This is a genomic window from Microcoleus sp. Pol12B5, assembly GCF_036701335.1.
Lineage (GTDB): Bacteria > Cyanobacteriota > Cyanobacteriia > Cyanobacteriales > Microcoleaceae > Microcoleus.
The window spans coordinates 40,537-55,558 of record NZ_JAUBQQ010000011.1 but is presented as its reverse complement, the minus strand read 5'-3'; the positions used below and the strand labels follow the sequence as shown (position 1 = coordinate 55,558).

Annotated in this window: 9 protein-coding genes; 7 read left to right on the top strand and 2 right to left on the bottom strand. The window is 45.0% G+C overall.

Annotated elements, in window-relative coordinates:
* Positions 1 to 7: 7 nt before the first annotated feature.
* From QUA24_RS08525 to QUA24_RS08500, 6 genes are all read left to right on the top strand, one after another.
* On the top strand, positions 8 to 2,077 hold the full coding sequence (locus QUA24_RS08525) for a response regulator (protein ID WP_333228813.1): 2,070 nt from the start codon (positions 8 to 10) through the stop codon (positions 2,075 to 2,077).
* 138 nt (positions 2,078 to 2,215) lie between these two features.
* On the top strand, positions 2,216 to 3,043 hold the full coding sequence (map, locus tag QUA24_RS08520; protein ID WP_333228811.1) for a type I methionyl aminopeptidase: 828 nt from the start codon (positions 2,216 to 2,218) through the stop codon (positions 3,041 to 3,043).
* Between the two features lie 175 nt (positions 3,044 to 3,218).
* Entirely contained in the window at positions 3,219 to 3,911 is a 693-nt protein-coding gene (locus QUA24_RS08515) for a response regulator transcription factor (RefSeq protein ID WP_333080704.1), read from the top strand.
* Between the two features lie 979 nt (positions 3,912 to 4,890).
* A complete protein-coding gene (locus tag QUA24_RS08510; protein WP_333228808.1) occupies positions 4,891 to 5,250 on the top strand; it encodes a hypothetical protein in 360 nt (119 codons plus the stop codon).
* A 528-nt stretch (positions 5,251 to 5,778) separates the two neighbouring features.
* Positions 5,779 to 10,962: an nSTAND1 domain-containing NTPase gene (locus QUA24_RS08505; protein ID WP_333228806.1), complete on the top strand. Its 5,184-nt coding sequence runs from the start codon at positions 5,779 to 5,781 to the stop codon at positions 10,960 to 10,962.
* A 356-nt stretch (positions 10,963 to 11,318) separates the two neighbouring features.
* A complete protein-coding gene (locus QUA24_RS08500) occupies positions 11,319 to 13,604 on the top strand; it encodes an FdhF/YdeP family oxidoreductase (protein ID WP_333228804.1) in 2,286 nt (761 codons plus the stop codon).
* A gap of 172 nt (positions 13,605 to 13,776) precedes the next feature.
* On the opposite strand, the gene QUA24_RS08495 is transcribed toward QUA24_RS08500, so the two are convergent.
* Both QUA24_RS08495 and QUA24_RS08490 read right to left on the bottom strand, forming a co-directional pair.
* Positions 13,777 to 13,911 (bottom strand): hypothetical protein, encoded by a 135-nt coding sequence (locus QUA24_RS08495; RefSeq protein ID WP_333228802.1) that lies wholly within the window; start codon positions 13,909 to 13,911, stop codon positions 13,777 to 13,779.
* A gap of 223 nt (positions 13,912 to 14,134) precedes the next feature.
* Positions 14,135 to 14,350, bottom strand: coding sequence for a glycosyltransferase (locus QUA24_RS08490; RefSeq protein WP_333228911.1), 216 nt, complete (start codon positions 14,348 to 14,350; stop codon positions 14,135 to 14,137).
* Positions 14,351 to 14,796: 446 nt separating this feature from the next.
* On the opposite strand from QUA24_RS08490, the gene QUA24_RS08485 reads away from it, so the two are divergent.
* A complete protein-coding gene (locus QUA24_RS08485; protein WP_333165309.1) occupies positions 14,797 to 14,922 on the top strand; it encodes a hypothetical protein in 126 nt (41 codons plus the stop codon).
* Positions 14,923 to 15,022: the final 100 nt, after the last annotated feature.

The window sequence follows — 15,022 nt, the reverse complement described above, 5'->3', positions numbered from 1 at the left end:
AAAAATTATGAATCAGCAGTCCCCCCATCGAGTAAATGTCCTTTTAGTTGACGATCGCCCAGAAAATTTGATAGCTCTAGAAGCTATTCTCAACAGCCCCTCTTATAATCTAGTACAAGCTAGTTCGGGCGCGGAGGCTCTGAGATGTCTGCTTAATGAAGATTTTGCAGTAATTTTGCTTGATGTGCAGATGCCGGGAATGGATGGATTTGAGACAGCTACATTGATTCGCTCTAGAGATCGATCGCGAGCGACTCCGATTATTTTTATCACAGCATTCAGCAGTAATGACACCCACGTGTTTAAAGGTTATTCTCTGGGTGCGGTGGATTACCTGTTCAAACCCTTGGAACCGGAAATATTGACCTCGAAGGTGCAGGTATTTGTGGAATTGTTCCAAAAAACAGTCGAGGTGAAGCAGCAAGCGACACTGTTAGCTGCGGTTAATAGTGAACTAAGTAAAAGTGAAGAGCGGTTTCGCACTTTGTGTGCTTGTTCACCACTGGGAATTTACTTAGCTGACGTTGAAGGCCGCTGTACTTACATCAATCCCCGTTGTCAAGCGATTTGCGGGTTAACTTTGGAGGAAAGTTTAGCAGAGATTTGGCAGCGGGAAGTTCATGAAGAAGATCGCGATCGCGTAGTAGCACATTGGTTAGCTTGGATTAAAGAAGGTCACGAATATTCTAATGAGTTTCGATTAGCTGGGAGCGAAACTGTGCGTTGGATTAATGTGCAGTCATCGCCAATGTTTTCGGATTTGGGAAAACTGATCGGTCATGTGGGTACGGTTAGAGATGTCACAGACCGCAAGCAAGCAGAGGAAGAACGCAGCAGACTAATCCGCGAACAAGTGGCGCGACAAGAAGCGGAGAGAGCTAACCAGATGAAGGATGAATTTCTAGCTATTCTCTCTCACGAACTCCGTACTCCTTTAAATGCAATTCTCGGCTGGTCTAGGCTGCTTCGTACCAAAACATTTGACCAAGACACTATTGAGAAAGCCCTAGAAACAATTGAGCGCAATGCTAAATCTCAAGCTCAACTCATCGAAGATATTTTAGATGTTTCGCGGATTCTGCGGGGGAAACTAAATTTAAATAAGCATCCGATTCGGTTGGAATCTGCGATCAAGCTGGCAATAGATTCTTTGCAGCCGCTGAGTGAGGAAAAATCAATAGTCATAGAATTAACGTGCAGTCCCAATGTAGGTGAAGTTATCGGCGATCCCGATCGCTTGCAGCAAATTGTGTGGAATTTGCTGTCAAATGCGATTAAGTTTAGTCCGCAAGAGGGTAAAGTAGAGGTGCGGTTAGAGTCAGTTGGCGATGAGGCTCACATTCAGATAATTGATAGTGGCATTGGTATAGATCCTGATTTTTTGCCTTATGTTTTCGATCGCTTCCGCCAAGCTGATAGCAGCACAACTAGGTCTTACGGGGGTTTGGGACTGGGATTGGCGATCGTCCGTCACTTGGTGGAACAGCACGGCGGTAAGGTGCATGCAGAGAATAATCCGGGCGAAGGTGCGAAATTTACGGTGGCTTTACCTCTTGCACAAAGGAAGACCGGAGGTGCAGGGGATGATTGGTCGGAACTCAATGACGCGACAGAGACTCTCCCCACTCTGGCTAATTTGCAATTGCTGGTGGTGGATGATGACGATGACACGCGGGAGTTTTTGATTGCTTTACTCGATGACGAAGGAGCTATGGTGCGATCGGCGACATCGGTAGCCGGGGCTCTAGCTGCACTGGAGAGTTATTGGCCGGATCTGCTGCTGAGCGACATTGGAATGCCGCAAGCAGACGGCTATGAGTTGATCGCGCGCGTGAGAGAAATGGAAGTGCTCAGGGGTGGAAAGATGCCTGCGATCGCCCTGACGGCCTACGCGAGAGAGGAAGAGCGCAAGCAAGCGCTGGAAGCTGGTTTCCAGATGCACTTATCTAAACCAGTTGACATAACTAAGTTAATTGCCGCAATTGCTAACCTTACAGGAAGGCTCGGAAATCCCGCTCCAACGGACTCGGCGGTTAAAACCGCTTTGTTGACCCCCCAATCCCGTGCTGATTACTGAGAAAAATATTAAGCTAGCTTAAAGGACACGCGATCGACAGTTCGGAACAAGACACCCCTTTTTCCACAAAAAGCTGGATATTTGCCGTTTTTTGCTTCAACCTGCCGTCAAAGTACAAAATTACCCGCCGATCAATACATGAATATTTTTAGCAGTCTGCTTTCTAGTCCAACTCAAGCACCCCAAGTCAAAAAACAGCGTCGAGGCATTGAAATTAAGTCGGAACGCGAAATCGAAATTATGCGGCAAGCAGCAAAAATCGTTGCAACGGTACTTAAAGAAATTTCCCAAATGGTGAAACCGGGAATGACTACTGCTGATTTGGATGCTTATGCCGAAAAACGTATCCGCGAAATGGGTGCAACTCCGAGTTTTAAAGGCTATCACGGTTTCCCTGGATCGATTTGCTCTAGTATTAATAACGAAGTTGTTCACGGCATCCCCAGCGCCAAAAAGGTAATTCGGGCCGGAGATGTTCTCAAGGTAGATACGGGGGCATATTACCAAGGTTTTCACGGCGATTCTTGCATTACGATCGCAGTTGTGGAAGTAACTCCCGAATCGGCAAAATTAATCCGAGTAGCAGAAGAAGCTCTCTACAAAGGCATCGAACAAGTGAAGGCTGGAGCCTATTTGCTCGATTTGGCTGGTGCGATGGAAGATCATGTCAAAAGCAACGGTTTTACTATCGTTGAGGAGTTTACCGGCCACGGTGTCGGACGAAATTTGCACGAGGAACCGTCGGTTTTCAATTTCCGCACCCGCGAAATGCCGAACGTGAAATTGCGAGCCGGTATGACATTGGCGATCGAACCGATTCTGAATGCCGGTTCTAAGTACACTCGGACGCTTTCTGACAAGTGGACTGCTGTAACAGTTGACAATGCTATGTCGGCTCAGTTTGAGCATACTGTGTTGGTGACAGAAACTGGCTATGAAATTTTGACCGATCGTTCCAAAGTTTAAGGGGAAAAAAAGACAATAGTTTTGAGTTTTGAGCTAAAGTTTTTATTCTGTAGGTTGGGTTGAGCGATGGCGAAACCCAACACCTTATTTAAAATGAAGATTTGGGCGGAGCGAAGTGTAGGGTTCGTTCCTCAACCCAACCTACAATATTTACACTATTAAGAAGGTAACAGAGATGTCAGCACGATTATTATTGGTAGATGATGAACCGGGCTTGCGGGAAGCAGTACAAGCTTATTTGGAAGATAGCGATTTTGCGGTTGAGGTTGCCAGTAATGCTCGCGACGGCTGGGAAATCTTGCAGCAGACTAATCCGGATTTGGTGATTTCAGACATTATGATGCCCCAGGTGGACGGTTATCAGTTTCTCAAGCAAGTGCGGGAAGATCCTCGCTATAAAGCTTTGCCGGTGGTGTTTTTGACGGCTAAGGGGATGACGAGCGATCGCATTCAAGGCTATCAAGCAGGCTGCGATGCTTATCTTTCTAAGCCCTTCGATCCCGACGAATTAGTAGCAATAGTAACCAATTTGCTAGCCCGCCGCGCGGCTGCTAAGGAGACAAGCGAAAATGCTGAAAGTCCAGATATTGCTGCTTTGACAAGCCAAATGGCGAGAATTGAGTCTTTGCTGAGTGGGCGGAGTTCGATCGCCCAAAGTCCTTCGCCGATTAAAATTGATTTGACTCCGCGAGAACAAAGTGTTTTGGATTTGGTTGCTCAAGGTTTGATGAATAAGGAAATTGCCCGCCGCTTGGAAACTAGCGTGCGTAATGTGGAAAAGTACGTCAGCCGTTTGTTTAGCAAGACGGGTACTAACAGCCGTACTGAGTTGGTTCGCTTCGCTCTCGAACACGGCTTGACGAAATAGGAGTCCTCTAGACTTGGCTGGAGGCTCTGCCTCGCCGAGCTGCGTTACCAGGCTCTTCCTGGTAACGAGAATTATGCAACAACTTAGAAATGTTAAGATATAAGTATTGACACATATTCGGTGGCTGTGGTATATCACATCAGCTTGCTGGTGGCAGCGCGGGAGTGCGAAAACTGGTGTGCGAAAACTGGTGTGCGATCGAACTTCTCACACACTTTGCTTTGAGTCTGAGTTGACATTCTCACCGGGCTAAAGCCACGGTGATTCCCAAACCTCACGATTTGAGTTTCTGCTTCATCGCAACTGCCTCCACCCACAAGGAGTTTTCTGGTCTTATGTTCGCTCCACAGACTAGCCCCGCTAGCCCAGCGGTTTTTATGCGTCGAATACCTAAAAGGAATTCTTATCTGTTGTTTTGATTCCAGGGATGTTTATCATTGCCCTATCCTCTTTTCCCGGTCTACCGATTTGTCTGCGCCGCCAGTTGTACTGGACTTCGCTCGTTAGGCTGTCTGAATCCATCGTCGCGGGTGGGTCATTGACCAAACTATAGTTTAATATAAAGCCGTCCTACAACGACGGGGTTTCCACCCACCTTTCTGATGAACACTCGCAAACGCCGGGGAATTACTTAACGGGAAAACCTGACTGTTTAAGAGTTTTCACGTAGTAAATAGAAAGGCAAACAGTTGACCGGATATGCTCCGTTAAGCAAACTTGCCACAAACAGTCACAGATAAGGTTATATCCTGTGGAAAAACAAGCCACTATTAATTAATGACTCTGCTCAAAAACGGATACTTGCGAACTGCCGGAGTGTTAAGCAGCCCCCAATTTTAGACCCTAGTTAAAGCTCTCCGATTCATCTGTGGAGGAAATCTAAAATCTAAAATTTAAAATCGACTGACAGCGCTCTAAAGTAGCCGCAGAAGTTGAATGTATAGCAGCACCAAAGTTTAGTTTATATCAGGAGGATACGATGAGGAAAATCACGGCGCGACCAACAATAAGTGCCCTAGTAGCACTGCCGATCGTACTAATAGCCAATACAACTCAAGCTTTTGCCACTGATACCGGTCAGAAAATAGAGCCAATTAAGAAAGTTTCGGATTTTGGCGATGAGCTAGATTTTGATATTGGGCCACCACCAACCATCAGCATTGAAGAAAGCGAGGATTGGGATGAACCTGATTTTACAGCTACTTTAGATATGGAGATTAGTAAATTTATGACAAAAAATCTTCAAGCTGTAATTGATGAGCCGCCGCCAGTAGTTTATCTCAGTGATGCAAGGGGTCAGTCAAGCAAGGAATGCCGGATTTCAGCGATATGCGAATAACTGAATTGGATTTGGGCGATTTGGGCGATGGCTGGGAACCCCGCAAACAAAGACTCTTTTGCTGGGTAGAATTTGAGCAATTATCAAGATTTCAGTAAAATCCGGTTGATTTTGCTGGGAATATGGGAATAACAGAGTATGTATTTTTTTGGGTATGCTTTAATTGCGATCGGCTAAAATAATAAGTATGCAGGCTGAAATAAACTTAATTAATTGATAGTTCCCAGTGATGGGAAATCGCCAAAAAGGGCAGAAATAAAATTAATCATGTGATTCTTCGCTGTGATTGGCAAACGTAACAACGGGTAAAAGTAAACTTAGTTAGAGCAACCGCCAAAACGGTTAGGAATTTCTTAATTGCACTTTCCCCCTGCGGTCGATTCCTGACATCCGTTACATCCGTTACATCCGTTAAAAAATCCGTTGCCGAACTTCCATCCATTACATCCGTTAAAAAATCCGTTGCCGAACTTACTTTTTTCGGCAGTTGACAGCACCTATCCTGAGAATATTTTTCAAATATTAATTATGATTAATTCGCACTGCCAGCAAGACACCGCAGCACAGCAAAACAAAAGTTCGCTGCAAACTCTCTCCCGGACTCTATCGATGTCTCAGGGGCAATTTTCGCTGATTTTGGTACGGTGCAATTACAGTGCCATGAGAGAGGAAATTGTACGGCAATTGCGGGAGGAGTCTGGTATCGATATTCGAGAAATTGTCCTCCCGCCATCTGTTAAAACTCTTTACACGACGATAGAAACCAAAGTTTCCTGCAGCCATCCCTCAGCTTTAATGGTGTTGGGATTGGAATCGGTAAGTGCGATCGATCAGGTGCTAATTTCTACCAACTACGTGAGGGAAGAATTTCGGAATAATTTTCCCTTTCCGGTGGTGCTGTGGGTGACAGACAAAATCTTAAAAAAACTGATTCGGTTAGTAACAGATATCGAAACTTGGACGACAAGTGTTGAATTTGTGATTGGCCCCGACGACTTGGTGGAGTTCTTAGGCAAAAGTGCCGATCGCATTTTTTCCCACATTTTAGAAACTGGCAATTGGCGTTTAACTAATTCTGCCATTCTCGGAGCCAATTCTTTGAGTGAACTAGAGTCAGCTAGCCAAGACTTGCAAACTTGCAACATCAGGTTAGAACCCGCTATTGAAGCAAGTTTGCAATTTATTCGCGGTAGGCATGAATATGCTTGTCACCACATCCCGGCCGCCATTGAATTGTATCAAAAAAGTCTCAGTTTTTGGAAGCATCAAGTAGCGTTTATTGGGTCGAAAACACAATTTAGCGATTTGTTATTTACCGTTCACCCAGCACCAGTGTTAGAGGGACTTCTGCTATTCCACATCGGTCTTTGCTACCGCTTCCAAGCAGAACAACATCGCAGCGGCAACCGTCCTTACTGGACGGAAGCTAAGAATTATTTTCAGGAATGTATTGATGTTTTAGAACGCGCGGGGCGGCCGGATACCGTTGGTATATTCATCAATCAACTTGGCGAAGTATTGCAGCATTTAGAAGATTGGGATGCACTCTGGAATTTAGCTATCAAAGCTCGGAGGTTACATGAAAATATGGAAAATTCAGCAGTTAATTTGGCTCAAGATTACGGCTTTTTGGCTAGAGTAGCCTTAGAGCAAAAGAACTGGCCAGGGGCGAAAGAATGGGCTTTAATCGCTCTAGACGTTCTCAACTCAAATTTAGAAGCGACGGGACAGGGAACCCATGTAAAGTCGCAGCATCTAGGCTTGTATCTGTTAATTTTAGCAGAAGCCCAGAGTCACTTGGGTGAGGTACAGGAGGCGATCGCACATTTAGAGGTTGCGCGCTCGGAAACCGAAGCGTGCTACAACCCGCAACTGTATTTGCGGGTTTTAGAAATGCTGCGATCGCTCTATTTTCAGCGGGGAGAATATCTCGAAGCATTTCAAATTAAGCAAGATTATCGAGCGGTGGAACACACCTATCGGTTCCGAGCTTTTATTGGAGCCGGAAAATTGCAGCCGCACAGAGAAGCGGTTAATTCCGTCGCCGAAACTATTGCCGGCGCTGCTACTATTGCTGACGAAATTACTGCTTCCGGTAGAGAGGAAGACCTCAACCGCTTGATATATAGAATGAACAATACCCCCGACAAACTGACAGTAATTTACGGTCAGTCTGGAGTTGGCAAAAGTTCAATAGTCACGGGAGGATTAGTACCAGCTCTCAAACAAAAAAAAATAGAAATGCGGACTGTTCTGCCCGTAGTGCTGCAAGTTTACAACAACTGGCCGCGGGAATTGACCAGACAGTTATCTGCTGGGAAAGCTGAAATATTCGATCCGGAAAATTCCGAAACATTACCAGAAACTGCTCCGGTAGATTTGACCCTAGAAACAGGTGCAGTCAAGGGAAATCTTATTTCGGGATTTCACGGTGGATCGAGTGGGAATAATCAGGATCAAAGGGAGCAGTCACAGCCAGTAGAATTAATCATACAACAACAGGCGATCGAATACGGAAATATTCTCAAGGAGCTGCAAATAAATTCCGAACATTTAGTGACTGTTCTGATATTTGACCAATTTGAAGAATTTTTTTTCGTGTGGAAAGAGCCAGCGGAAAGGCAAATATTTTTTGATTTTTTGCGGGAATGTTTGAAAATCAAATATTTAAAAGTCGTCCTGTGTTTGCGGGAAGATTACTTACACTATTTGCTGGAATTTTCCCGACCCAAAAACCAGACAGGATTCGTTAAAAATGATATTTTAGAGGACATCCTCAGCAAAAACATTCTGTTTTATTTAGGAAATTTTTCGCTGGTCGATGCGCGATCGGTAATTCGCACTTTAACTGAACGAGCGCAGTTTTACTTAGAACCGGAGCTGATCGAAGAATTAGTCAAAAATTTAGCTGGAGAATTGGGAGAAGTCCGCCCGATCGAACTACAACTTGTCGGCGCTCAACTGCAACAAGAGAACATTAGAACTTTAACTCAATATCAGGAACTTGGCAACAATCCGCAACAAAAATTAGTCGAAAATTTTCTCGAAGAAGTCATCAAAGATTGCGGGCCAGAGAATGAAGTAGCTGCCCGCAGAGTATTGTATTTGCTCACAGATGAAGAGCAGATTCGTCCCCTAAAAACCCGCGCAGAATTAGCTTCAAATCTAGCGACATTTGCTGAAGCTGACAAACTAGATTTAGTCTTAGAACTGTTAGTAAACTCTGGTTTGGTTTTTCGATGGACGGAACTGCCGGCAGAGCTTTATCAGCTCGTTCACGATTATTTAGTTAGTTTCATCCGCCAGCAGCAAGAATTAGATCAAAAGGCAGAATTTGAGGAACTGCGAAAGCAAAACCAAATTAACCGAGATGAAATTGAACAAATTCGCAAAGACAGAGAGCAAGATGCTTTGCTGTCGGAAGCTAGAGAGAAACAGCACGAAGCGGAAGCTCAACTTTACCAATCTCGGAGATGGCAATTGCGGGCGGCGGTTCTAGGAGTGCTTGTACTCGCAGGTGTTTCGGGGATGGCATTCGAGCAAGCAAAATTAGCAGAAATCGCACGGCAAGAAGCAGAAACCAGTCGGACTGATGCCCTAAATTCGGCGTCGGAAGCTTTGGTGCTTTCTAATGAAAAAAACCAATTAGGAGTGTTGGGAAGTAGTATCAAAATTGGTCGTGATTCTCTGAAAAGTACAGCGCTGCCTGTGGAGACTAAAACTCAAATTGCTGAAAGACTCAGACAAGCAGTTTCCGGGGTGCAAGAACGCAACCGTTTCGAGCAGCACAGCAAGTTTGTTTTGGATGTGAGTGTCAGTCCTGATGGCAATTCAGTTGCTTCGGCAAGTGCTGACAAAACTGTTAAATTGTGGAGCAAAGAAGGTAAGTTATTAAAGACTTTCAATCACCCAGATAGCGTGACGAGTGTTAGTTTTAGTCCCGATGGGAAAACGATCGCGACTGGTTGTGCCGATCGCACAATTAGAATTTGGCAAGTAGATAGCGACAAAAGTGCGATCGGCATTTTATCCGGCCACCGCGATATCGTCACCAGCGTCAGTTTCAGTCCAGACGGCAAAACTCTAGCTTCCGCCAGTCACGACAACACCGTCAAAATCTGGAACCTTGCGAACAAAAAATTGCTGCAAACCTTAACCGGACACAAAGACTGGGTACTCGGTGTCAGTTTCAGCCCCGACGGCCAAACAATAGCCTCAGCAAGTGTTGACAAAACTGTCAAACTTTGGAACAGAGAAAATAAAACCCAGAAATTTAGAATTAATCCCAAAACATTAACCAAACATTCTGACATTGTTTACAGCATTAAGTTCAGTCCAAACAGCCAAGAACTCGTCTCAGCAAGTGCCGACACCACAGCCAAAATTTGGAACCGAAACGGTGAGGAAATCAGAACTCTCAAAGGACATAACGATGAAGTTGTCAGCGCGAGTTTCAGTCGCGACGGCAAACAAATTGTCACCGGCAGTGCAGACGATACGGTGAAAGTTTGGAGTCGCAGCGGCACTTTACTCAACACTTTTCGAGGACATCAAGACGATGTAAGGGCAGTGAGTTTCAGCGGTGACGGCACTATTGCTTCCGCAAGTAAGGACAAAATCGTGAAAATTTGGAAACCGGACAGCACTCCGCTGAATAAGATTTTATCGGGACACGGAGACTGGGTTTACAAAGTCAGTTTTAGTGCTGACGGCAAAACAATTGCTTCTGCTAGCGGGGACAAAACAGTGAGACTTTGGCGCACTGACGGCAGTTTATTCAAAACCTTAGAAGATCACAAGGATTCTGTTACCTGGGTGAGCATTTCCCCTGATGATAAAACTGTTGCTTCTGCCAGCAATGACAAAACAGTGAAAGTCTGGAGTTTAGACGGCAAACTGTTAGATACTCTCAGCCACAGCGGCATTGTTAGAAGCGTGAGTTTTAGTCCAGACGGAAAGATAATTGCCGCCGCAAGTGCCGATCGCAAATTGTACCTCTGGCGCTGGAACGGTTCTAAAGCAACTTTGTTTGCAAAACTCGATCACAGCAATCCAGTAATTAGCGTTAGCTTCAGTCCCGACGGCAAAACTATTGCTACTGCTACCGCTGCTGAGGACAAGGCAAGCGGGAAGAAAAAGGCTTTTGAAATTACCGGAGAAAAGAGAGTTTACCTGTGGCAATTCAACGGTTCATCGGCGAAAATCCTGAAAACTCTCGACCACGAGGACAGCGTTAAAAATGTTAGTTTTAGTCCCGACGGTAAGACTATTGCTGCTGCTTGCGGTGACAAAAAAGTTTACTTGTGGGAGTTTGATGGAAAAATGGCGAATTTAACTGAAAAACTCGACCACAGCGATACTGTAGAAAGCGTGAGTTTTAGTCCCGACGGCAAATTGATTGCGGCGGCGAGTGGGGGAAATACTGTTAAGCTGTGGGATTTTGACGGCAAGAAGGCGCTGCTATCTAAGACTTTGGAGTCGAGCGATCGCGTGTTGAGCGTTACTTTTAGTTCTGACAGCAAAACTCTGGGTTTTGCTAGTAGGGATAGGAATGTAATTCTGTTGCCTGTGGAGAATTTGGAACTGAATAATATCATTGCTCGGAGTTGCGAGTGGTTGGGAGATTATTTGCAGAATGACCCGAATGTTGCTGAGGGCGATCGACTGCTTTGTCTTGGGTTTGGGAAGCAGGCTTTAAATAAGAGGAAGTAAACCTGGTTTGTAGTGAGGAATTCAATTTTCTCTCTGCCTGTGAATGATGATTAAAGTCCTTACTGCGAACCTATTCTTAAATAGAGATTAAAACATCTATCTGTTGAGTAGTTTTTTCTGTTGTAAATTTGCGGTAAAATTCGACTAATAAATTTAACTCCTCTGGCGGTTCCCCGCCGAGTCAATAGAAGTAAGTCGGTCTGCGGCAGAATTGTATTGTACAGTGCGCTCAAAAAAATCGCTTTGAAAAACAACAAAATTCTTGCCTTCAAAATTTTTATTTCATTCTGCCGAATGCCTTGTGATCCGGCTGCCTTTCTTCAACTAATCCGCAATTCAAACAAAAGGTAAACCACATGGATGTCAATTCTCAAAATGTCCAACCAATCCCGCCATTCAACGAGACAAACGAGGAAACACCAGAGATAGGTGGCGGTTTGCCTGTAATAGAATATTGGGCAAAACATACATTGTCCCCGGAAGGCCCAAAACTTTGGAAAACTTTGCTGCACAAAAGTGCTTGTTTGTCCTGTTCTTGGGGCACGGGTGGGCAGAAAGGAGGTTTTACAAATGAAGAGGGCGAAAAACTTCAGCGGTGCATGAAAAGCGTCGAAGCAATCTCCGCTGAAATCAAGCCGGCTATCTCAACTCAATTTTTTGAACAGCAGAGTATTGCACAACTTCAGCAATTAACTTCAATGGAAGCCGATAGGTTGGGAAGGCTGAGTTTTCCGATGATTTTGCGGGCTGGTTCCTCTCATTACGATCGCATTTCTTGGCAAGAAGTTTATCAAATTGCCGAAGCTGCCTTTCGCAAAACCCCCGAACGAGTGGCATCCTACAGTTCTGGCCGTTCTTCCAACGAAGCCGCTTTTCTGCTGCAATTGATGATGCGGGCGATGGGTTCCAATAACTTAGCAGATTGTTCAGATCTCTGCCACGCTCCCTCGACAGTCGGGTTAAGCGAAATGTTTGCCACCCGCACGTCGTTAGTGAGTCTAGAAAACTTGAAGGAAGCAGATTGCGTCGTGCTCGCGGGCAGCAATTCTTCCTACAACCATCCCCGCTTGATGAACGAATTGATTAAAATTCGCGACAAAGGCGGTAAAATAATTGTAATCAATCCGGTGATGGAAATCGGCTTAGTCAAGTTTGGTTCTCCCGCATTTCCCGTCAAGTCGCTCATCCCCGGTTCCGATATTTCCTCGCTATACTTGCAACCAATTCCGGGCAGCGATACAGCCATATTTGTGGGAATTCAAAAGTCTATAATCGAACAAGGTTTGCTGGACGAAAGCTATTTGCAAGCTCATACAGAAGGTTGGGAATCAGTAGTACAGCACGCCCGCGAAACCGCTTGGGAAACTATTACTAAAACCTGCGGAGTTTCCCAAGCAGAAATTGAGGCAGCCGCCAAAATTATCGGCACATCCCAGCGGGTTGTATTCGGTTGGGCGATGGGAATTACCCAACACGGTAACGGTGTAGATAACGTTTTCAGCATTGCAAATACTGCCTTAATGACAGGAAATGTCGGCAAAGAAGGTGCAGGATTAATGCCCGTCAGAGGACACTCAAACGTCCAAGGATTTGGCTCTATGGGCGTCACTGTGAAGCTGAAAAAAGAAATTCAACAAGCTTTAGAAAAGTTATTAAATCGTCCCCTCAGTCCTGTTAAGGGTTACGAAACTCGATCGCTCATTGAAGCAGCAGATGCAGGCAAAGTCGATACGCTGATATGTCTGGGCGGTAATTTGTATGGGGCGAATCCAGATTCAACCCAGGCCAAACGCGCTTTAGCCAATGTTGAAACCGTTATCTACCTCGCAACCAAACCGAATTTAGGGCATTTTCACGGATTAGCCAAGCACAATACAATTGTGATTCCCGTCCTGAATCGCTTTGAAAACCCCCACAAAACAACGGTGGAATCGGGGAATAATTTTGTGCGTTTAAATGATGAGGGCGAAACTCATCTCCAGAATTCGGATTTGATTCCTGAAGTTTATTTTTTGACAGAATTAGCCAGCAGAATTCACGGCGATTTCCCTGTGGATTGGCGCAGACTTCAAGACACAAAATACGTTCGCCAATTGATTGCTAAAACTATTCCTGGCTATGAAAAGATGGCTACAATTGATGAAACACAAGAGGAATTTACCATCAGCGGTCGCATTTTTACAGAACCTAAATTTCCTACCGAGTCTGGGAAAGCGAAGATGTTTGTGACGCCTTTACCTAAACTGAAATTACCGGAAGCGAAAGAGTTTGGAGTATCGGAATCAACACAGGGTATTGTAGTGGCATTGATGACGGGACGCAGCTATTCTCAGCATAATACTGTGGTTTACAAAATTGATGACAAATACCGGGGAATGCCGCACCGCAACTGCATTTTGATGAATCGTGCGGATGCAGAAAGCACTGGTTTGCATGAACATCAACGGGTTACGGTGCAGGGAAATGTGGGAAAAATGGAAAATGTCGAAGTGATTTACGGGGCGGTTCGTGAGGGTGCTGCTTTGATGTTTTATCCTGAAGTTAATGTGATTTTTCACCCGGAAATTGAAAGGCGTTCTGGTACGCCTGCTTACAAGCGCGTACCTGCTTTTGTGTATGCGGAAGCTCGGCAACGGATGTAACGGATGTAACGGATGTTATGATTAGCTCTGCCTTATTTCTTCTTCCTTCTTTCTTCTATAACTCACATTTTGGATGATTTTTGAGAACAGGCAAGATGCCTGTTCCACAAGGAGTTAATTTTTTGTGGGGAGTAGGGGTTGGGCATCTTGCCTGCCCCTATGCAAGTCTTAATTAACTCTTAATTTGCCAAGTTCTACCGCGCCAAGTCCATCCCCAACCAATTTCGGTTTTAATCGCAGAACCCATCGCAATCGCCGCCACTAACGCACATCCCAAACTTCCCAACCACAGTATTTTGTAGGGCATTCATAAATCTAGGCACCCAAGTGGCGCAAAGTTTAATGCTGCCAAATTACGATTACGGATAAACAAATAGTTAACCAGGTAAGTGGTTGGTGGGTCGCGGCTGACCAAGAATTTCTTGATGGTACCCGCCACGTGATTTATCCGTGGAATCAATCCAAAATCTAAAATCGAAAATCCTCAAGCCCCCGCATTTATCCGTGGGGTCACCTCTAAAATCTAAAATCTAAAATCTAAAATCTAAAATCGATTGACTTGCTAATATTTTAAGCCGGGGGTCGTTGAGATGCTGTTGCAGGGTTTGCCCGATCGCCTTGGTGTCGTCTGTCGATCGATCGTCTACAATTAAAACCTCTAAGTTGTCCACAGACAGCGGTGTACTCTCCCTCATGGCGATCGCGCAATCCCGAATATTCTCTGCCTCGTTGTATCCTGGTACGATTACCGAAACTTTAGAGAACTGCGCGGCGGGTTTCGGTTAGGGTATTGCGGAAATTCTGTCGGTTCGAGGCGCATTTTTGACTGATCGGCGCAAATTCTTACTGTAAGCTGTACTTACGATTAGAGAAAAGATTAGCAGGGTTAACAATATCAAAGCGAACTGAGCTCAAATTTTCGGTACACGATTTGTCACCCTAAATATTAAAAAATATTAAAACACAAAGCTAGTCGATCGCCCGAAAAGTTATTTTGACCGAAAGCATCCAGGATACAAGCCCCCGGATTCATCCGTGGGGTCAATGCTTCAATCTAAAATCTAAAATCTAAAATCTAAAATCGATTGACCGCCTCTTTTGCTATAATTTGTGAGCATCTTTCGGCTCGCCCGCAGCGAGGGGCAAGACCCCTCACCCAGACAGCGACCGAAAAGCCGAGGATAGATATCAGTTGTCAGAGGATATTGGAATGGGCGAATTTGTGACAGTCGATGTGTTGGCGAACGGGATAGCGGTACTTGGTGCTTTGGGATTTTTCTTTTTAGGATATCAAGCTTTGCAGATGTTGAAAAAATAATGTATGGAAGAAGAAATAAAGAAGAAAAAAGAAGGAAGAACTATTAGCTCGTCGCTTCCCCCAAACCCATAAAAAAAGGGTAGTAGGGGGGGACAAGAAC

What these genes read in the sequence shown, in the direction of transcription:
- QUA24_RS08495 (WP_333228802.1), bottom strand. Translation starts at nt 13,911, where the DNA reads ATGCCCTACAAAATACTGTGGTTGGGAAGTTTGGGATGTGCGTTAGTG.
- map (WP_333228811.1), top strand. Translation starts at nt 2,216, where the DNA reads ATGAATATTTTTAGCAGTCTGCTTTCTAGTCCAACTCAAGCACCCCAA.
- QUA24_RS08510 (WP_333228808.1), top strand. Translation starts at nt 4,891, where the DNA reads ATGAGGAAAATCACGGCGCGACCAACAATAAGTGCCCTAGTAGCACTG.
- QUA24_RS08515 (WP_333080704.1), top strand. Translation starts at nt 3,219, where the DNA reads ATGTCAGCACGATTATTATTGGTAGATGATGAACCGGGCTTGCGGGAA.
- QUA24_RS08525 (WP_333228813.1), top strand. Translation starts at nt 8, where the DNA reads ATGAATCAGCAGTCCCCCCATCGAGTAAATGTCCTTTTAGTTGACGAT.
- QUA24_RS08505 (WP_333228806.1), top strand. Translation starts at nt 5,779, where the DNA reads ATGATTAATTCGCACTGCCAGCAAGACACCGCAGCACAGCAAAACAAA.
- QUA24_RS08500 (WP_333228804.1), top strand. Translation starts at nt 11,319, where the DNA reads ATGGATGTCAATTCTCAAAATGTCCAACCAATCCCGCCATTCAACGAG.